Origin of the sequence: Moritella sp. 5, from assembly GCF_018219455.1 — a bacterium.
Classification (GTDB): Bacteria; Pseudomonadota; Gammaproteobacteria; order Enterobacterales; family Moritellaceae; genus Moritella.
On the sequence record NZ_CP056122.1, the window covers coordinates 1,480,959 to 1,501,790 of the forward strand.

18 protein-coding genes are annotated in these 20,832 nt (G+C 39.6%); 15 read left to right on the forward strand and 3 right to left on the reverse strand.

Annotated features, from left to right (window positions below; all coding sequences use genetic code 11):
* The first annotated feature begins 134 nt into the window (after positions 1 to 134).
* The 9 genes from HWV01_RS06780 (at position 135) to HWV01_RS06820 (ending at position 11,435) form a co-directional block, all read left to right on the forward strand.
* Positions 135 to 1,610 carry a PepSY domain-containing protein gene (locus HWV01_RS06780; RefSeq protein ID WP_211674668.1) on the forward strand — a complete coding sequence of 492 codons (1,476 nt, stop codon included), beginning with the start codon at positions 135 to 137 and terminating at the stop codon, positions 1,608 to 1,610.
* A gap of 483 nt (positions 1,611 to 2,093) precedes the next feature.
* Positions 2,094 to 2,699: a transcriptional regulator BetI gene (gene betI, locus HWV01_RS06785; RefSeq protein WP_211674669.1), complete on the forward strand. Its 606-nt coding sequence runs from the start codon at positions 2,094 to 2,096 to the stop codon at positions 2,697 to 2,699.
* Positions 2,690 to 4,153: a betaine-aldehyde dehydrogenase gene (gene betB, locus HWV01_RS06790; RefSeq protein WP_211674670.1), complete on the forward strand. Its 1,464-nt coding sequence runs from the start codon at positions 2,690 to 2,692 to the stop codon at positions 4,151 to 4,153. The genes betI and betB overlap by 10 nt, the downstream gene beginning before the upstream one ends.
* A gap of 9 nt (positions 4,154 to 4,162) precedes the next feature.
* Positions 4,163 to 5,854 carry a choline dehydrogenase gene (betA, locus tag HWV01_RS06795; RefSeq protein WP_211674671.1) on the forward strand — a complete coding sequence of 564 codons (1,692 nt, stop codon included), beginning with the start codon at positions 4,163 to 4,165 and terminating at the stop codon, positions 5,852 to 5,854.
* A gap of 307 nt (positions 5,855 to 6,161) precedes the next feature.
* A complete protein-coding gene (locus HWV01_RS06800) occupies positions 6,162 to 7,379 on the forward strand; it encodes a BCCT family transporter (protein ID WP_211675704.1) in 1,218 nt (405 codons plus the stop codon).
* A 171-nt stretch (positions 7,380 to 7,550) separates the two neighbouring features.
* Positions 7,551 to 8,027 (forward strand): MarR family winged helix-turn-helix transcriptional regulator, encoded by a 477-nt coding sequence (locus tag HWV01_RS06805; RefSeq protein ID WP_211674672.1) that lies wholly within the window; start codon positions 7,551 to 7,553, stop codon positions 8,025 to 8,027.
* 164 nt (positions 8,028 to 8,191) lie between these two features.
* Positions 8,192 to 9,196: an ABC transporter substrate-binding protein gene (locus HWV01_RS06810; RefSeq protein WP_211674673.1), complete on the forward strand. Its 1,005-nt coding sequence runs from the start codon at positions 8,192 to 8,194 to the stop codon at positions 9,194 to 9,196.
* Between the two features lie 111 nt (positions 9,197 to 9,307).
* Positions 9,308 to 10,198, forward strand: a complete 891-nt coding sequence (locus tag HWV01_RS06815; RefSeq protein WP_211674674.1) for a proline/glycine betaine ABC transporter permease — start codon at positions 9,308 to 9,310, stop codon at positions 10,196 to 10,198.
* 1 nt (position 10,199) lies between these two features.
* Positions 10,200 to 11,435: a glycine betaine/L-proline ABC transporter ATP-binding protein gene (locus HWV01_RS06820; protein ID WP_211674675.1), complete on the forward strand. Its 1,236-nt coding sequence runs from the start codon at positions 10,200 to 10,202 to the stop codon at positions 11,433 to 11,435.
* Between the two features lie 94 nt (positions 11,436 to 11,529).
* Here the strand turns inward: HWV01_RS06820 and HWV01_RS06825 are convergent, their stop codons facing one another.
* Both HWV01_RS06825 and HWV01_RS06830 read right to left on the reverse strand, forming a co-directional pair.
* Positions 11,530 to 12,186 (reverse strand): hypothetical protein, encoded by a 657-nt coding sequence (locus HWV01_RS06825; protein ID WP_211674676.1) that lies wholly within the window; start codon positions 12,184 to 12,186, stop codon positions 11,530 to 11,532.
* Positions 12,187 to 12,552: 366 nt separating this feature from the next.
* Positions 12,553 to 12,819 carry a hypothetical protein gene (locus HWV01_RS06830; protein ID WP_211674677.1) on the reverse strand — a complete coding sequence of 89 codons (267 nt, stop codon included), beginning with the start codon at positions 12,817 to 12,819 and terminating at the stop codon, positions 12,553 to 12,555.
* Positions 12,820 to 13,096: 277 nt separating this feature from the next.
* Between HWV01_RS06830 and HWV01_RS06835 the strand changes: the two genes are divergently transcribed.
* From HWV01_RS06835 to ribA, 4 genes are all read left to right on the forward strand, one after another.
* Complete coding sequence (locus HWV01_RS06835; RefSeq protein WP_211674678.1) at positions 13,097 to 13,351, forward strand: hypothetical protein; 255 nt, start codon at positions 13,097 to 13,099, stop codon at positions 13,349 to 13,351.
* Positions 13,352 to 13,608: 257 nt separating this feature from the next.
* A complete protein-coding gene (locus HWV01_RS06840) occupies positions 13,609 to 14,031 on the forward strand; it encodes a PAS domain S-box protein (RefSeq protein WP_157534178.1) in 423 nt (140 codons plus the stop codon).
* A complete protein-coding gene (locus tag HWV01_RS06845) occupies positions 14,031 to 15,629 on the forward strand; it encodes a sulfite reductase flavoprotein subunit alpha (RefSeq protein WP_211674679.1) in 1,599 nt (532 codons plus the stop codon). The genes HWV01_RS06840 and HWV01_RS06845 overlap by 1 nt, the downstream gene beginning before the upstream one ends.
* 117 nt (positions 15,630 to 15,746) lie before the next feature.
* Positions 15,747 to 16,340: a GTP cyclohydrolase II gene (ribA, locus tag HWV01_RS06850; RefSeq protein ID WP_211674680.1), complete on the forward strand. Its 594-nt coding sequence runs from the start codon at positions 15,747 to 15,749 to the stop codon at positions 16,338 to 16,340.
* A gap of 587 nt (positions 16,341 to 16,927) precedes the next feature.
* Here the strand turns inward: ribA and HWV01_RS06855 are convergent.
* Positions 16,928 to 17,107: a hypothetical protein gene (locus HWV01_RS06855; RefSeq protein WP_211674681.1), complete on the reverse strand. Its 180-nt coding sequence runs from the start codon at positions 17,105 to 17,107 to the stop codon at positions 16,928 to 16,930.
* 261 nt (positions 17,108 to 17,368) lie between these two features.
* On the opposite strand from HWV01_RS06855, the gene HWV01_RS06860 reads away from it, so the two are divergent.
* On the forward strand, positions 17,369 to 19,021 hold the full coding sequence (locus HWV01_RS06860; protein WP_211674682.1) for a cyclic peptide export ABC transporter: 1,653 nt from the start codon (positions 17,369 to 17,371) through the stop codon (positions 19,019 to 19,021).
* Positions 19,021 to 20,832, forward strand: coding sequence for an extracellular solute-binding protein (locus tag HWV01_RS06865; protein ID WP_211674683.1), 1,812 nt, complete (start codon positions 19,021 to 19,023; stop codon positions 20,830 to 20,832). Before HWV01_RS06860 ends, HWV01_RS06865 begins: the two co-directional genes overlap by 1 nt.

Consider the following 20,832-nt stretch of genomic DNA (forward strand, 5'->3'; position numbering starts at 1 on the left):
GTACACAGAAATCACGTTATCAATATACCGTTAAACCTTTGCGTTTAAACGGTGATTAATGACGAAAAAATTTAGTTAATATGGATGACCGTCGTTAGCTCGATAGGGATTTTGTAGAAAGGAAAATACAAAGAATGTCGAAAATTAATCCGCCTGTAGATAACACTTTATCTAACAGAGAGACACTTGCACGCTCAAAATCACGTTACTTCTTAACTTGGCGCTGGCATTTTTATGCTGGGCTATTTGTGATCCCGTTTATGTTGATGCTGAGTCTAACGGGTTTAGTGATGTTGTTTGATGACGAAATTGAATTTAGTCGTTATCAATCAGCGCTAGAAGTAACACCTGAGAAAGATATTGTCGCAACCTCACAACAAATGGCAAGCGTAATAGCTGCTTACCCGAATGCAATGGTAACTCAGTTTATACCAGCTAAAAGTAGTGATCTTGCGAACCGTTTCTCAATTATGCTTGAATCAGGTCAGACGCTGTTTGTTACCGTTAACCCTTATAACGGAGAGGTTCTAGGTACGATAGATCGTAGCGATAGTTGGTATGAGTTGGCGAATGATATACACGGTACTCTATTACTAGGGAATTGGGGGGATTATCTCATTGAAATTGCAGCAAGTTTAGGCGTGATCTTATTAGTGACGGGCGTTTATCTGTGGTTACCACGAGATAAGGCCAGTAAGGCTGGTTTTCTTAAAATAAGAATGGCAAGTGGACCACGTATTTTAATGCGTGACCTACACGCAAATATTGGTGGCTTATTGTCTTTTATATTGTTGTTTTTCTTTGTTTCAGGTCTTGCGTGGGCAAGTATTTGGGGCGGTAAATTCGTGCAAGCGTGGAGTAGTTTCCCAGCAGAAAAGTGGGATAATGTGCCATTGTCTACACAAAATCACGCGTCAATGAATCACGGCAGTGAAGAAGAAATACCGTGGAATTTAGAACAAACACTGATGCCTGAATCACATGATCATGCTGCGATGTTAGCAGCGGGGTCGGGTGCTATGCATCATGATACAAAGATGGATCATGACACGAACATGCACTCTGAGGCTAAACTTGGTGTCGATCAAATATTAGCGCAAGCTAAAACGCTTGGATTTACCCTGTTTAAGCTTAACCTTCCTCGCAGTGAGACGGGGGTTTATACGCTAGCAGCGAATACCATGAGCGGGGATATTACCGATCCTAGATTAGATAGAACAACACATATCGATCAGTATTCAGGTCGGGTCTTAGCGGATGTAACGTGGAACGAATACAACATAATGGGCAAGTTTATGGCTGCAGGTATCGCACTACATAAGGGTGATGTTAGTGTGGTGAATAAAATCGTTAATGTGTTCTTTTGTTTAGCATTTATCTTTATTGCGATATCCGGTGTTGTAATGTGGTGGATCCGTCGTCCTGTAGGGAAGAAGGTACTTGGTGCGCCACCACGATTTGAACATGAGGGGGTTTGGAAAGTGGGCTTAATCACTATCGTTGTATTATCGTTTATGTTACCAATGGCTGGTGGCACTATCGCCTTCGTATTGTTTGTTGATTGGCTTGTTTTTAGTCGTATGAATAAATTAAACCTGGCGTTGAATTAGCTTTTTAACGCTAGAGTGATACTGATTTAAAATAAAGATAGACCTGCTTGAAAGCAGGCTTATCTTGTTTTAATTCCTTAACGCTATATGGCAAAAGTTAAACGCTAAGCCGTACAAAGTATATATCCTTTCTAAATAAAATTGACCTATCGATATAGGTGTTAGTACTTTGTTGAATTAAGTCTAATACTTACATTTCTAATGATTACGGTTGAAACTATTAATTTATTTACGACTATTTTACTGCTAGTTAACAGTGGTTTAACGTATGGGGTATGCTCTTTTAAAACAGTTGCTTAGCGTTGTTTTCCCCGCTTACTTATGTATGTTCTATTTTATTTTAACCATGCTGACGACAAACTTGGGGGTTGATAGTTACAGCTCTAACTATTATAGTTGTTGTTAATTGAACGTTCAATTAACAACTTTTAACAACAGTTAAGCATTGAATTATCAACAGCCAAACATGGATGGTTACTTTTTATGCCCAGACCAGTAATGAAAACGGTAAGGCAACAGCAGCTGATTGACGCGACGTTAATCTCTGTTGAACGCCACGGTTTACACCACACAACAATTAATACCATTAGTGGTTTAGCTGGACTGTCATCTGGCCTTATTAGCCATTATTTTGGTGGTAAGCAAGGTCTCATAGAAGCAACCCTCAAATATCTACTCGATGAACTAAAACAAGCATTATTAAGCCGCATTTTAGGTAAAAACTTACCCGCAGAAGAACGCTTGTCGATGATTGTCGAGTCTAATTTTACTGAATTCCAACGTTCAACCGCAGCCACTAAAACTTGGTTAAGTTTTTGGTCTCAAGCTGTCCACGATCCTGGATTAGCCAGACTGCAACACATCAACAGCCAGCGTTTGTATAGCAACCTCGCATTTTCATTTAAACAATTAATGCCTGAGGATGTCGCGATTAATTCTGCGAAACAAACTGCAGCGATGATTGATGGTTTTTGGCTGCGCAGTGCCTTGAGTAATTGCCCTGAAAAAGAATTCGAACAAGCCCAAATTTTATGTAAAGCCTTTATCGAAGCTGTGATCATACAGCACGGAGAAAATAAATGTCGTTAGTTACTTATAAAAATTATGTCCACGGACAGTCTCTCTCCAATGACTCAGGTGAAACCTTTGAAGTCATTAATCCGGCTAACGGAGAAGTAAGTTATTTAGTGCAAGTTGCTGATGCGAGTATTCAGCAAGCGACAATTGAAAGTGCAAAAATTGGTTTCGCTACTTGGTCTAAAATGACGCCGATGGAGCGTAACCGTATTTTATTAAAAGCAGTGGCCTTGTTACGTGAACGTAATGACGAACTTGCTGTTATCGAAGTGCAAGATACTGGTAAACCTTGGCAAGAAGCCTCTGTAGTTGATGTTGTCACAGGTGCCGATTCAATTGAATTTTTTGCTGGTATTGCACCAAGCATTGAAGGTAATCAACAACAGGTCGGTGATGACTTTTATTATACCCGCCGTGAACCATTAGGTATTTGTGCAGGCATTGGTGCGTGGAATTACCCGCTACAGATCGCGTGTTGGAAATCAGCACCTGCGCTTGCTTGCGGTAATGTCATGATCTTTAAACCATCAGAAGAGACACCACGCGGCGCAATCAAGTTAGCTGAGATATTTACCGAAGCGGGCGTACCCGATGGCGTGTTCAACGTTGTTCAAGGCGACGGTCGTGTTGGTGCTTGGTTAACAACACATGATGAGATTGCTAAAGTATCGTTTACTGGTGAAGTAGGTACTGGCAAAAAAGTGATGGCTGCCGCAGCGGGTTCACTGAAAGAAGTCACAATGGAACTAGGTGGTAAATCACCGCTAATCATCTTTGATGACGCTGACATTGATAATGCGGTATCGGCGGCGATGCTAGCGAACTTTTATACTCAAGGTGAAGTGTGTACCAACGGTACACGTGTATTTGTGCAAGACGCCATTTACCCACGCTTTATCGAAAAACTACGTGAGCGTACCGAGAACAACATCATCTGTGGTGATCCGATGGACCCAGAGACTAACTTTGGTGCGTTGATCTCGAAAGAGCATCAAGACAAAGTATTGAATTTTATTGAGATAGGTAAATCAGAAGGTGCTGAACTTGTTACCGGTGGTCATGCTCTGCAACCAGAGAATGCGCCGAATGGTTACTTTGTTGCGCCAACCGTTTTCACTCAGTGCTCTGATGAAATGACATTAAGCAAAGAAGAGATTTTTGGCCCTGTTATGTCAGTGTTCACATTTGCAGATGAAGATGAAGTTGTTCGCCGTGCTAATGATACCCGTTTAGGTTTAGCCGCGGGTGTGTTCACTCAAGACATTACCCGTGCTCACCGTGTTATTCATCAAATGCAAGCCGGAATCTGTTGGATCAATGCGTACGGCGCGTCACCTGCTGAAATGCCTGTTGGCGGCTATAAGATGTCTGGTATTGGCCGTGAAAACGGTAGCGAAACTTTAAAAGCGTATACCCAGATTAAAGCTGTGTATGTTGGTATGCAACGACTTGAAAGTCCATTTTAGGGAGCCTATATGACTCAATCACAGGGATTGTATGATTACATTATTGTTGGCGCGGGTAGTGCTGGTTGTGTTTTAGCCAACCGATTATCAGCAGATCCAGCCAACAAGGTACTGCTATTAGAAACAGGTGGCAGTGACAGGAGTATTTTTATTCAAATGCCAACTGCATTATCTATTCCGATGAATAGCGAGAAGTATGCGTGGCAGTTTGAAACTCAAGCTGAACCGTATTTGGATAATCGCCGTATGCATTGCCCTCGTGGCAAAGTATTAGGTGGATCATCTTCTATTAACGGTATGGTCTACGTACGTGGCCATGCTCGCGATTTTGATGAATGGCAGCAAAGTGGGGCAAAAAATTGGAATTACGCCAATTGCTTACCTTACTTTAAAAAGGCTGAAAGTTGGGCGTTTGGCGGCGATGACTATCGTGGTGACACTGGTCCCCTTGCTGTGAATAACGGCAACAACATGAAAAACCCTTTGTACAAAGCCTTTGTTGATGCCGGTATTGATGCCGGTTACATGGCAACCAATGACTACAATGGTAAGCAGCAAGAGGGTTTTGGCCCTATGCACATGACTATCAAAAAGGGTGTGCGTTGGTCGACAGCAAATGCGTATTTAAGACCTGCTATGCAACGCAGTAATTTAACGGTTATTACCCATGCTTTGGTACACAAGGTATTGTTTGAAGGTAAACAAGCAATAGGGTTAGAGTTTGAACGTAAAGGCAAGCTAACCAGACTGCATTGTAACAAAGAAGTGATTCTTTCGGCTGGCTCGATTGGTTCTCCGCATATCCTGCAATTATCCGGTATCGGTAAAGCAAGCACACTTGCAGACGCCGGTATTGAGCAAGTACATGAATTGGCGGGAGTCGGCGAGAATTTACAAGATCATCTCGAATTTTATTTCCAATTCAAGTGTCTTAAACCGATTTCGTTGAATGGCAAATTAGACCCATTAAATAAGCTGTATATTGGTGCGCGTTGGTTCTTTGATAAGTCAGGTTTAGGGGCAACGAATCACTTTGAATCTTGTGGTTTTATTCGATCCAAACCCGGACTGGAATGGCCTGATTTACAATACCATTTCTTACCTGCTGCAATGCGTTACGACGGTAAAGAAGCGTTTGCTGGGCATGGTTTTCAGGTGCATGTGGGTCATAACAAACCGAAGAGCCGTGGCTTTGTAAAAGCCGTGTCTAATGATGCGCATGTTGCGCCGCATATTCAGTTTAACTATCTTTCTCATGCCGAGGATATTGAAGGTTTTCGGGCTTGTGTACGCTTAACACGTGAAATCATTGGTCAACCAGCGTTGGATGAATTCCGTGGTGAAGAGATCCAACCGGGAATCGATATTCAAACGGATGAAGAGATCGACCGTTTTGTGAGAAGTTCGGTAGAAAGTGCTTACCATCCTTCTTGTACGTGCAAGATGGGTGAAGATCCAATGGCCGTTGTTGATTCAGAAACAAGGGTACACGGTGTTGAAGGGTTAAGGGTTGTTGATTCATCTATTTTCCCGACAATCCCTAATGGTAATCTTAACTCTCCGACTATCATGTTGGCAGAGCGTGCAGCAGACCTAATTTTGGGCAATATACCGCTTGAGGCTGACGCGAGCTGTGTAACTGTGGCGCCTGAATGGCAGAATACGCAACGATTACAGGCGCCAAAACGCGAGTCTGTTTAACGACTACATTGTTAAGGACTGCATTGTTATGATTACCACAAGACAGTGCTTAACCATAGGTATCTGACCAGCCTAAGCCACTCTGGCTGAATGGTCTTTAATGCCAAACTCAATTCATCAGGGTTTAAATATCGGAAATTCGATATTTAAGGTTTGAGGGTGCATGCAATCTTAGTTTTTTATTACAGTCTTAATGCTCGATTACAGACTTAATTAGATTGCAGACTCAAACGTTGAGCTAGGCTATTTAAAACATAAAAAAGGATTAAATTTATGTTTTATACAAAATTTACATGGAGTTTAAATGATGACTACTTGGCTTAGCATAGGTATTATATTTACCTTTGTTGCAATTGCATTTGTGATTTTTCGTTGGGGCAATGTGCGGTGTGTGGGTGTTACGCCTGTACGTACATTTACCTTTATCGCGATTCTATTTACTTCTGGTCTGGACGTGGGACTTATCATGTTTCCGCTGACCGAGTTTGCTGGTTATGCAAATCTTGCGGCAAGCCCTGAATACAGCTTTAGTAATCCTTTAGCGATTGAATTTGGTTTCTGGGCATTTCTGATCTGGGCATTTTACTTTTTAACTTGTTTCTATTTTTGTGTCATTGAACCAAGAGTTAAATTCTTCGAGATCCCATTAATTAAATTCATCAATAACCTCATCATTATAGGTACTTGTGCCTTTACTGCTTATTTATTACTGACCAATTTACCTTGGTATTTACCTGAATTAGGTGATGGCGAAACGATAGTTGGTAGTTTCTATCTGATTGTTTTTGTTGTCATTGCTGCGGCTGTTTACTCAAGTACTAGTATTCGTTATGTACGTATATTGAGTTTAGCGAGTACCTGGTTATTTTTAGGTCTGATTGTCATGATGTGGGCTGGCGCGTTCTTATCTGAAGAATCAAGCGTGAGTGAATTTACAACAACCTTTGCGTTGATTGGCGATTACTTTGGTAATATACATCAATTTGTTTTACCGATGAATGATTACCATGAATTTTACTTATTCTGGTGGTTCTCTTGGAGCATCATGATTGGTCAATTCACTTCCCGTTTTGTTGGTGGTATGAAAACTTATCAAGTACTGATTGCAATGATGGTCTTCCCGTCTATTCCAATCGCAGTATGGTTCTCGGTACTTTACTACTACAGCGTGAATGAGATTGCGACAACAGGTTTTTATAACCTTGCGATGATATTCGTGGGCATCACCTTTGTGATTAACTCGCTGGATTCATTAATACGACTTTATACTGATAATTTAAACTTAACAGTAGAACGTTTCGGTAAGGCTAAATACATTATTGGTAATCTTGTATTAATGAGTGCTTTGACGTTATTATTCAAATTGGATTTCTTACAAATTCAGTGGGTTGGCGCATTAGCCATCGCACTGATTATCGGCTGTTTTGGTTATATTATGGCGAAGAAATCCAAGCCGGTTGCAGCGATTGAACGTTCACCTGAAGAAAATGAAATTGATTTTAATAAAATTGAGTTAGTGAACTAGCATACTCACCACGCTCGTTTTAATACGTTAATTAGTTCGATAGTGGTTAGGAATACAACAAAAGCAAAATAACGTATAGGCGTTATTTTGCTTTTTTCACATTTGCAGTATGAGTCTGGTGCTAATTTCTGTTATTGTTTCGAAAAATGAGGGGCGAATTATGGAAGGGTTATGGAAAAGTACGAAGAATTATTAGTATCACTGCGTCAAGTGATCAGAGCCATTGATATACATTCTCGCCAGCTGAATAAACAGTCTGGTTTAACAGGACCTCAGCTCATGGTGATGCAAAATATTGCCATGCTTGATGCGCCACTGGCGAAAGACATTGCGAAAGAGATAGCCTTAAGTGCAGCTACAGTCACGACGATTATTGACAGACTTGAGAGTCGGGCGTTGGTGATTAGGAAGCGAAGTGAAACAGATAAACGTAAAGTGCATCTGTCGCTGAGTGAATCAGGTAAATTATTACTGAGTAGTTCACCCAAGCCGCTTCAAGACCATTTCATCAAGCGTTATCAAAATCTTGAAGAGTGGGAACAAAGTCAGCTATTGTCAGCTGTCGAACGGATTGCCTCAATGATGGATGCAGAAAAATTAGATGCTGCGCCAGTATTATTTGTTGGTCAAATTCAGGCGGAAGAGTAACTCTTTTACTTAACTGATTTTATAACGTTTTTACCTGTTTCTAGTATTAATTACCGTGAGATGTTTTAACCATGTTTACGGTTTTTAGTACTTATTTAAGCTTTTAGTGGCGATTTCCTGTAGTGTTAGTGGTACTTCATTACAATAATAAGGATATTATTCATATGCGGAAGACTTTCGCTACCTCACTACTTCTTGCTTGTTCATCTCTTTCTACCTTCGCTAATGCAAGTGAATGTGGCAGTGTTACCATTGCTGACATGAGCTGGAATTCAGCAACAATCATTGCTAATATTGATCGCTTTATTTTAGAGCATGGTTTTGGGTGTGATGCCGAACTCGTACCTGGCGATACAATGGCAACCGGAACAGCTATGATCGAAAAAGGCCAGCCTGATATTGCACCTGAATTTTGGAGTAATTCCATGAAATCAGCCCTTGATAAAGGTGTTGAAGAAGGGCGAATTCGTTATGCTGGAGCCACACTGACAGATGGTGGTGAAGAAGGTTTTTGGGTTCCTGCCTATATGGTTGAAAAAGACCCGAGTTTAGCAACTATTGCAGGCATTAAAGCCAACGCAAAACTATTCAAGCACCCTGAAGACCCGGATAAATCAGCATTTATGATTTGTCCATCAGGTTGGAATTGTCAAATTACAACAACGAATCTATACGAGGCACTGGATCTTGCCGATGACGGGTTCGATTTAATTGATCCAGGTTCTGGTGCAGGCTTATCTGGCTCTATTGCTAAAGCCTATGAGCGTAAAGAAGCTTGGTTTGGCTATTATTGGGCGCCGACAGCTGTATTGGGTAAATACGATATGGTTAAGGTTGATTTTGGTTCAGGCATAGATGAAAAACATTTTAAAGAGTGCATTACTCAAGACGATTGTTTAGAACCTAAAGTAACTATGTTCCCACCTTCTGCTGTGGATACTGTCGTGACTGAAACATTTGCGGCAAGAGCACCTGAAGCATTGGCTTACCTTACAGCCCGCTCATTCAAGAATGATCAGATGAATGAACTACTTGCTTGGATGGAAGATGAGCAAGCTGATGGCGAATACAGTGTTGAGCACTTCTTAACAAACTATGAAGATACTTGGTCACAGTGGGTTGATTCAGCTACCGCGAAGAAAATTAAGAAAGCAGTCTCAGAACTATAGCCTTTCACTATACCCAAACCACTTCAGTTGGCTGATTGTACTCCTTGAAGTAGCTTGGGTATAAATATAGCCCGACTTAATCGGGCTTTTTCATTTTAGGAAATAAATAATATGTCAGACAGTTCATGGCTTTCGGAAATACCGCAGCTAGATCGTCGCCAATTACTTGATATTAGAAAGACATTGGATGGCGCTTATCGCAGTTTTTCGCGTGAATACGGTGATAGTATCGAAGCATTTTTTGATCCCTTACTTAGTTTTCTTATTTGGTTCGAAAAATTATTACTTGGCAGCCCTTGGTGGCTGGTAATTGCTGTATTAGCTGTTTTTGCTTATATGGCAAGTCGTTCTTGGAAATTAACCTTAGGTGTCGTCTTAGCCTTCTTCCTCATCGGATTCTTTGGAATGTGGGACAATACCATGCGAACCATGAGTATTATTCTTGTCTCTACTTCACTCGCAGTGCTTATTGGTATTCCTATCGGGATTTCGATGGCTCGCTCTGATCGTGTTCAGTCCGTCGTTACACCTATCTTAGATATTATGCAAACAATGCCAGCCTTTGTGTATTTGATCCCTGTGGTGATGTTATTAGGCATCGGTAAAATCCCTGGTGTTATCGCTGTTATTATTTATGCTGTGCCGCCTGTTATTCGCTTAACGAACTTAGGTATCCGTCTTGTAGACAAAGAAGTGCTAGAGGCGGCAACTGCTTATGGTGCTAGTCCTATGCAACGTTTATTTGGTGTGCAGTTACCACTGGCAATGCCTAATATCATGGCCGGTATTAATCAGACTATTATGATGGCGCTCGCTATGGTTGTGATTGCTTCTATGATTGGCGTAAAAGGTTTAGGTCAACCTGTATTAAAGGCTATCACCAACCAATATTTCACACTTGGTTTATTGAATGGCTTAGCAATTGTTGTTCTCGCGATTATTTTTGATCGGATTTCGCAAAGTTACGCAAAACGTACGTTACAAAATTTTGGAGGGCAGTAAGATGAGTTCGAATGATAAGAAAAGCCCGTTAATTCGTATTAAGAATTTATACAAAATTTTTGGTAAAAATGAGAAAAAGGTGCTCGAGCTAGTCAAAGCGGGTAAATCAAAAGATGCTATTTTAGCTGAAACGGGTCATACCGTTGGTTTGTCGGATATTAACCTAGATATTTATCCGGGAGAAATATTCGTTATCATGGGGTTGTCAGGTTCGGGTAAATCAACCTTAATCCGCCATTTTAACCGCTTAATTGAACCTACAGCCGGTGAAATCGAAATCGCGGGTAGTGATGTCATGCAATTGAAGAGCAAAGACCTGCAAGATTTTCGTCGTAATAAAATGTCGATGGTATTTCAACGTTTTGGGTTAATGCCACACCGCACTGTGTTAGACAATATTGGTTATGGCTTGCAAGTGCAGGGCGTCAAGAACGCTGAACGAAAGAAAAGTGCAACGCAGTGGTTGGAAACTGTGGGTTTGGATGGTTATGCCAATCAATACCCAAGACAGTTGTCCGGAGGTCAACAGCAACGCGTCGGTTTAGCACGTGCTTTGTGTACCGATGCCGATATTCTGTTAATGGATGAAGCATTTTCAGCATTGGATCCTTTGATCCGTAGCGAAATGCAAGACCAGTTGATTGAGCTGCAGGAAAAGTTACATAAAACCATTGTCTTTATTACCCATGACCTTGATGAAGCATTACGACTGGGTGATCGCATTGCTATTTTGCGTGATGGGGTATTGGTACAACAAGGAACACCTGTTGATATTTTACTTAACCCGGTTGATGATTATGTTGAAGCCTTTGTCAAAGATGTAAATCGCGCGCGCGCATTGACGGTGGAAACGGTAATGCAACCGCAAATTTTCCGTATTTCGGCCGAGACCATCGGTGAAGCGGTATTGCAAATGCGCAAATCAAAACAAGATTATGGTTATGTTGTTAACGAGGATGGCTATCAAGGGGTGATTACACAAGATACCTTGGATAATGTTGAAAAAAGAGATTACAGTAATGCCCTTGATGCGTCTTTATTGGACGCGGTGCCTGGCGTGCAAAGTGATGCGTTACTGGAAACTGTGATTCCTGAAATGCTGGATAATCAATTACCATTGCCGGTGTTAAATGTGGATGGTGATGTTGAGGGGCATTTGTGTCGTTCTACACTTGCCGAAGTGTTAAGTGACCAGCCGTGTGTGGAAAAGGATAAAGATAAAGTCACTCACGCTTAATTATCGTATTTAAGTGAACTTGTGCAATGATGAATGCCTATTACAGCAGGTCAGAGGTAATAGGCATTAATTACGAATTTTTTAAAGAACGTGATTAAGCGTCTTCGGGTTTATCTAATAACTCAGCAATGATCTTGTTCATTTCGATCGGCATTTGCGCAAGAATAGCATCTTGAGATAATGTCAGATCTTTTTCGATATAAGATACGATTTTACGTGTTTCCATATCCATGACGCCACCGAAAGCTGTCACGTTAGTCATCATTGGGATGTTCATACCGCCTGATGAATCCACATGTAGCACAACAACATATTTGAAGTTGTAATCTTTGTTCGTCAACACGCCAGACGCTTTTAACTTATTGGTCAGTGTTTTCATTTTCTTATCAAGTTCAATCGCATACTTCTCTGCAGAACCTGTCATTTCTAGTTTATCTAGGCTTGCTTGACGACGCATGTTTTCGCCAAGTGTCCATGACAAATTACCAACAACACTGTAAAGCTGTTGACCAGAGATCACCGATGCACCGTATTCAGATACTGCACCTGAAGAGATTGCTAAACCAACTTCAGCACTGTCCCCAGGAACGCCATGCAGGCTAATTGGGAAAATAAATGCAGGTGCACTCGCTGTCACTTCAAGGGGAAATTCTTGGTCTGCATTACGTTTTACTGATGAAGAGCTGCAGCCTGCAACAGAGAGGGCGATAACGCCTGACAATAATAGTGAATAGATAGATTTTGCTTTCATTTTATTACATCCTTGTTTTAGTATTTATCTAGTTAATAGCATACGGAAGTACCATTTGTTAATTGCAATTTCACTTTAATAACAATGCATTACCTTGAAATTGGTGAGTTACTTTAGCCCATGATTTTATAGAACTCAATGCTGAATAAAGTATGTAAAATAATTTATGGTTTAATAAACTAAAGTAATGTTTTTGTCTGGCTTGATTATCGTGCGTAGGAATAGATTGCATAATAAAAATGCTATAACGAGGTTTATTTTTAATTAGATTAGGTTTTTCTAATACTTACAATGGGTTGTTTTAGGGGGTAAAGCAAAAGGAGGGTAGATAAAAACCTGCTTGGGAAAGCAGGTTTACAGCATCAATTAGGTAATAACGAATTGCTTTGCTTGTCTTGCTTCGACGATATATCTTCTTTTTAATTTTTTAGCCATATCAGGTGTTAAGTCTGAATGAAGTAGTTCTAACGTGCTTTGGCCTTTGCTTTTCAGGTAAGCTGCAACCAATGGACGTGTCGGGTCTGCGTGACCTTTAGCCCATTCATAGCTTTTTACTGCGTTTGCTGGTGGTGTTTTTTTCGATGCGATATAAACGCTACCATCAGGAAAAGATACACGGTAAATATTGATCATTTTGTTCTCACTTTAATCTTAGTCATCAAAATACTAAATTTTATGGCGCTAGTATGACAGCTTTTCGAGTGTTAAACATAATTACTTGGGCCTAGCAACGAGCCGATTTGTTCAATTGACCATTTATTAATGCAATTGGTAATAAATGCTGGTGGTTTAAGCAATTAAATACACGGCTATTACGGTATGGAGTTTATCAATTTCCAAGGCGTAGAAATAAGCGATATGGCAATGCAAAAGTAATCCATCAAAAAGATCTGAATGGGATAAATACTGCGTGCTATTCCCACAAAGTGTGGCTGCCCGAAAAATATTTATTTTAGATATAGAAATGGTTCAAGCATCTTGTGGCAAGTCTGTACCTTACTTCAATTATAATGAAGTTCGCGATGACTTAGTTAAATGGTCAACTCGCCAAGGCAAAGAAGGAATTGAAAAATACAGGGTTAAAAAAATCAGCAAAGTATTGATGTTTTTTCAACTTAAACCGTTGAACGAACAGGGATTTATATCCATAAGTACGTCTAAATAAAAATGATGTCTATACCCAAGCGATATCAGAGAGGAGAAGGACAAGCCGACGAAGGCGTTATGAAGCCTTGAAGATACTCTTCATGCGGTTTGCTGATTGTGAATCTTGAAGTCGCAACTATTAATTCTACTTAACTCTTAAATGCTTACATAAAAATATTTTTGATTAACGAACTATATTATTGTTGCATTTAAAATGCATCAATAATATAGTGATGACGAATTCACAAAATTCGTATTACAAAAAGGTATTTATAGATGCAAACTTCAATTTCAGAACAAGTTTTAACAGCCCTCGATAAGGTTTTAGTCGTATCTAAAACAGATCTTCAAGGCAACATTACTTATGTTAATGATTTATTTTGTCAGTTAACTGGTTATAGCAGAGAAGAGTTAGTCGGTGCTCCACATAATTTAGTACGCCATAAATCAATCGAAAAAAGTGTCTATAAAGATATGTGGGATACTATCAAAAATGGTGAAATCTGGACGGGTATTATACCAAACGTAGGTAAAGGTGGCAGCTTGTATGTTGTAGATACAACAGTACAACCTATCTTTGATGATGCAGGTAACATCACAGAATATATCAGCATTCGTCGAGTTATTAATGATCTAATGAGTGATTTTGACAGCGTTGAATTATCTAAAGAAGTATTTGACGACTTCTACGGAGAGTAATGATGAAAACTAATTTCGAACGGATTATTATAAGCTATGGCTCTGAATCTGGTAATGCAGAGCGCTTGGCCAGACAGTTTTGCGAGCTACCCTTTCTATCTTCCGTTAAATTGGAATTAGTTACTCTCAACAATTTAGTGATAAATGATTTATCCACCAAAGATTTGTTACTGGTGATCACCAGTACCTTTGGTGATGGGGAGCCTCCAGGCAATGCCGATGACTTTGCGTTACAGTTGGCAAGCCTTAACACTTTGGCTCCCTTTCAATATGCTATTTTTGCTTTAGGTGATGTAGCATATACCAATTTTTGTCAATTCGGCCAACAACTCGATGCGCAGTTACACGATAAAGGTGCTATCCGAGCTATTAATAGAGTAGACGCTGACTTGGATTATCGTAATTTTTTCACACAATGGGTCGATACAGTCAATGCAGTGGTGGCAGGTGACGATACGATTGGTCATCAGTTAATGCTCAGAGTCGAGCCTTATAGTGAAACTAAGCCACATCAAGCTAAAATAATTAATGTCACTCGCTTAAATTCCAGTTCTGCCGGTGTCTATAAGATAGATCTCGATATTGATGGCAGTGGAATGAATTATCGGGCCGGTGATTTATTATATGTAGTACCAAACCATAAATCTGAGTTACTACAAGATATTACAGACTGGTTTGGTGATGAACAGGCGTCACAACAATTACAGGGCAAAGAATTACGTTTGTTAAGCAAAAGCTTACTACGCACGCTAGCCAATAAATCAAATAATGCTAACTTAAAAGAAAAACTAAAGATCCGTAACAAAAAAGCACTTGCCGATTACCTTTACGGTCGTGATGTTTTAGATGTATTACAGGATTGCGGAGAAGTAGGGTATATCACATTAAGCGAATTATGTGATGCATTATCAGAGCAAACGGCACGCGCTTATTCCATAGCATCCAGCGATCAAAATAGTGACGGTAAAAGTGCTTCGCAAGTCAGTTTATGTGTAAGAGATATCGCTTATGAACATGAAAATAGAATGCATTTTGGTACGATGAGCAACTGGTTGAGTCGTTGTGAACCTGGTGATATCGTTGATATATTCACTCGGTCTAATAAAGAATTTCACTTAGCTGATGAAATAGATACACCCGTCATAATGATCGGTGCAGGTACTGGGATAGCACCTTATATTGGTTTCTTACAGCAATTAGAGCGACAACAGAAAGCTCAAACTGAATTACAAATAAAATCAGAAACATTACTCATATTTGGAGAACGATATTCCAAGAAGGATTTTTTATATAAATCTGAACTTGAACATTGGTTAAGCGAAGGTGTTTTAAGTCAACTGGTTACAGTGTTTTCACGAGATCAAGAACAAAAGCGCTATGTGCAACATGCGATAATAGAACAAGGTGCTTTGGTTTGGTCCCTACTCCAACGTGATGCAACATTATACCTTTGTGGTAGTAAAGATAATTTAGCAAAAGCCATAGATAATGCACTTATTGAAGTAGTACAGCAGCACGGTAAATTATCATTTGATCAAGCTCAGAGCTATATTAATCAACTCACTGACACCGGGTATTACCGTCGGGATTTATATTAAGAACATGTCAATTAAAAACTAATATTTAATTATTTCTAAACCATATTACACAAGGACATTGAGTATATGACAATGTCCTCCCTAAAATTAATGATAAGTACACCGTATTGAGGATATATGCCTGTTCGTTTTATTGAAACCTGTCGTTTACCAACCCCATTTGTTACTTTTGATATGCATGGCTTTGAAGATTTAGAAACTGGACAGGAGCACGTGGCCCTAACACTCGGTGATTTTTCTGATTGCAAGCCTGTTTTAGCGAGAGTTCATTCAGAGTGCCTTACTGGGGATGCGCTATTTAGTATGCGTTGCGACTGTGGATATCAGCTGAATGAAGCCATGGGGATGATTGCTGAAGAGGGCCGCGGTATTTTACTTTACCTTAGGCAGGAAGGGCGTGGGATAGGCTTATTGAATAAAATCCGAGCTTATAGCCTACAAGATCTGGGTGCAGATACCGTTGAAGCCAATGAGCGACTGGGTTTTTCTGCTGACCTTCGAGATTATGGTATATGTCAGGGAATATTAAGCCATCTAAATATCTCAAAGTTAAAACTAATGACTAACAATCCTAGAAAAATTGAAGCCTTAAGTGAGTTTGGTATTGAAATTGTTGAGCGTGTATCGATTCAAGTGGGAAAGAACCCCCACAATGAAGGTTATCTGACCACTAAGGCAGAGAAATTAGGGCACTGGCTGAATAACGCATAGGATTATGGATCCAGTTCAATTACGGTAGGCTGTTCAGCGCCCAAAAGACATCGTTCAGCAGCCTTCATAACTGTATTTCAGGGACCTATGGTTTAACGATTACATCCTTGTAAGCTACTTACAAGGAACTATGCCAATTTTGAAACTACGATCTTCCCTTACGCCTGAATACCAAATAAAACAATCATCTAACTTTAGAGAGTTTATTTGTGGATTTGAGGTGAAATTTACATTATCTCTCAAAGAAAATGTGCCCACCACATTAGTTCCAGATACTCTACCATTAGAATGATAGCCTGAAAAACGATGTCGTCATCTTGTCCAATACCAGCTCCTAAAGGTGGAAGCGGGTGTTCTAAAGGTTGGGCTGGCTTCAATACAGCGGTTTCAATAAACACCCAACGATTCGTTAAGGTCGGATCCAAATTTCACTAGCAACCGGTCTCGAGTGAGAAATTATGATATGACAAGTAGCTCCCACGCCTTATATGAGAATAAAACATGGGTGAGATCTAACTCACAAAGGGACAGCTTCGTGTCAGTAGAGATAATTTTGACACGAATATGGCCATGTAAACATTCCGATCTTAGTTAACTTTGTTACCCATTTTATAATATGAAAATACAAAGTGAAGAGCTTCAGCCTGACTTTTACCTTCAGACATTAACCGTTCGATGTCTTCAACTATATTCTTTTGTACTTCTATTGGAGGTAAGTTTTCGATATCTAGATCAATATTCATAACATCTTCAATACTAATTTCCATCTTTATTCCTCATGATTTATTTATTTTTTTAAATAATCTAAGTTTAACATTTTACACATAATAGAATCCAGTATCCTCCGTTTTATCCACAGGCATTTACATTAATGCTTATTCTTAATGCGTAATTAAGAAAGCTTTGATTCATTTATAAAAAACAAACATGCAAACAAGAATGATTAGTGTTAACATCCTAATGCTTTTGTAAAGCACCAATATTTCAATGTGTTGTTATCATAACTCTAACAAGCAGTGTTGTTTATCATGAACGCGAAGTTAATTCTGTCTTTATTAAAAGGTGACTATTCAAAATTTATAGTCGCAATATTTCTCAGTGCTTTAAGTGCTGCAGCAGGTGTATCAGTTATCGCATTTATTAATGAAGCGATTAGTCGATTAAGTGTCGGTGCTGATTTTCCAATCACTTTATTTTTTGTTCTCATATTCCTATTATTTGGACTAAGTTATATTTCTCAATCTCAGATTACTCGGTTAGGTCATCGTGTTGTATATGAGCTAAGGCTGAGTATTAGTCGCCGATTAATGAATATGTCTGTTGAGCGGATTGATCAGTTAGGGCAGCCAACTATTCTTGCGACTTTAACCAAAGACATAACCGCTATCAGCCAAGCGTTTAATAGTTTACCTTTTGTTGTTTTTGGCGCGTCGGTTGTACTATTTACGTACGCGTATTTGTTTTGGTTGTCTGCGACATTTTTTATCGCAACGCTTGTGATGAGTACTGTATCGATTCTTTTCGGTCGCCGGCTAATGATCGCATCTCGTGATTATAAAAAACGAGTACGAGAAAATGATGACGTATTATTTGACAGTTATGATGCCATGCTACAAGGCCGTAATGAGCTTAAATTAAGTCAAGAACGCCGTGCGTCTTTTTATCATTCTCAATTACAGCCTTCAGTAGAACAAGCGAGAATCTTAGATACAAAAGCAGACCGACTTAATGTTCTAAATGGCAGTTGGATAAATACATCGGTATTACTTTTGATTGCACTTGTTTTACTTATGCATACCCAATTCCAGATTGGGACATCGGAACAAGTGACTGGTTATGCATTGGCAATTCTGTTCTTGCGTTCGCCTTTAGCGGGATTTGTTGGTTCATTACCTGCGCTTATCATTGGTTCTGTCGCTTATGCCAAAGTATCATCATTAGATTTAGCTGAAGACAAAAATGAACTGAATTCATTGCCTGCACTTCAGACGTCATGGAAAACACTTAAGCTAGACCAAGTTGAATATAATTACCCGAGTGAAGATGGCGAATCAGGTTTTTCCGTTGGGCCAATTCATTTAACTATTAATCAAGGCGAGTTGATTTTCTGGGTCGGTGGGAATGGCTGTGGTAAGTCAACTTGCGCACGCCTGCTTACCGGTTTATATAGTGCACACCGTGGAACCATCACATTTTCTGATACTGTGATTAATGAGCATAATATGGATTGGTATCGTAATCATTTTTCTGTGGTATTTGCTGATTTTTATTTATTTAAAAAAATTATTAATGAAAATGGGGTTAAGCCCGATCCAGAACTGGTTGAACATTACCTAACGAAACTCGCTTTAAATAATAAAGTTGAAGTTGTTGATGGTCGTCTTAGCACAACAGAGTTATCTCAAGGGCAACGCAAGCGTTTGGCATTATTATTGGCATACCTTGAAGATCGCAGCATCATTGTACTTGATGAATGGGCTGCCGATCAGGATCCTACCTTCCGACGTATTTTTTATACCGAGTTACTGCCAGAGCTTAAAGCGCGCGGTAAAACGATTATCGCCATTACACATGACGATCATTACTTCCACCTTGCAGATCAATTATACCGTGTTGATGCAGGGCAACTATCCCTCGTTAAAAATGATGTGAATGAACTAACTATGGAGCAAGCTAGCTAATGGACATACAACAATCTATTCGTGGGTTATTAGGGGGCGCGTTAGTTTTAATCGCAACATTTAGTCACCCTGTGTTGGCCGAATATACCAGTCATGGTATCAGCTTGTATGGTGAACCAAAGTATACCGAGAACTTTAGCAATTTTGATTACGCGAATCCTAATGCGCCCAAACAAGGTGAGTTGGTGATGGCGGAAATGGGAAGCTTTGATTCTTTACATCAATTTATCGATTTAGGTAAAAAACCGAGAGGATTATTCTGGCTTTATGATCGCCTAACTGTTCGTGGTCACGATAAAGATGAGATTAAAACACGTTATGGTTGGTTAGCTGAAAAGATGACAATTGCTGATGATTATTCTTCGGTTATTTACTTTCTAAGAAAAGAAGCAAAGTTTAGTGACGGTTATCCTGTTACTGCTGAAGATGTGGCGTACTCGTTAAATCTGTATCGTGAAAGTGGTTTAAGTAATATTAAATCACGTTTTAAAATGGTTAAGTCGGTTGAAGTTATTGATCCTTTGACGGTAAAGATTAATTTTGGTGGTGATGGTAGCCGTTTACAAATCTTAAACTCGGGTAACTTACCTGTATTGCCAAAGCATATCTGGCAACATAAAGACTTTACGCAGCCATCGCTTGATATACCTATTGGTTCAGGCCCTTATAAAGTAACCTCGGTGGATCCTGGTCGCAGGATTGTGTATGAACTAAGAGATGATTACTGGGGTAAAAACTTACCTGTTAATAAGGGTAAATATAACTTTAAGAATATCAAAGTAGAGTATTTCCGCGATCGTAATGCAGCAGTGCAAGCGCTTAAAACCAATGATGTAAATTATATTGCTGAAACGAATTTATTACGCTGGAATAAGTTATATCAAGGTGACGTTTTTAGCGCTGGAACGGTTGTTAAAGATAAGATTAATTATGACGCACCTTCTTTTGTTACGGCGATGGTATTTAATTTAAGACAGGCTAAATTTGATGACCGCAGAACGCGAGAAGCCTTGGTCACCGCATTTGATTTTGAGTGGTTAAATGAAAAAGCATTTAATAATCAATACACTCGCGCTACAAGCCTGTTTAACAATAGCTTTTTGGCTGCAGAGGGATTACCCTCTGCACAGGAAAAAGCAATATTAATACCATTGTCTGCGCAATTGCCGGAACAGGTATTATCAAGTGAATTTACACTACCAAGCACAGATGGTTCAGGTCGTAACCGTAAGAATTTATTAAAAGCACAAGCCTTATTAAAAGAGGCAGGTTGGAAAGTTAAAAATAATAAGTTGGTCCATAGTGTGACGGGCGAGGTGATGACGATTAACTTCTTATTACCATCGCCAGCCATGAAACCTGCAATCGGCGCTTATATTCAAACATTGAAAAAATTGGGTATTAGCTCAAACATAACAATCAAAACAGGTACTGAATATTATAAATTATTAATGCAACGTCAGTTTGATATGACCCCAAGTCAATATAAGGTTCGAATTCCGCCAAATACTGAGTTACGTTCATCACTTAAATCTGAATTTGCGGGTGTTGCTTCAAGTTATAATATCAGTGGTATTAAAGATCCTGCTATTGATAACCTTGTTGAAGGACTTGTTCAGTCAGACCGTTATGTGGATACGCAAGCATACGGACGCGCATTAGATCGGGTATTGAAATGGAATTATTACTATTTACCATTGTGGGCGCGTAACTTTCAGTTAGTTGCTTATCAGAACTATATTGAAAAACCGTTACAAGCACCAAAATATGGTTATGAAGTTGAATTCTGGTGGGATGAGCGCTCGAAGTAA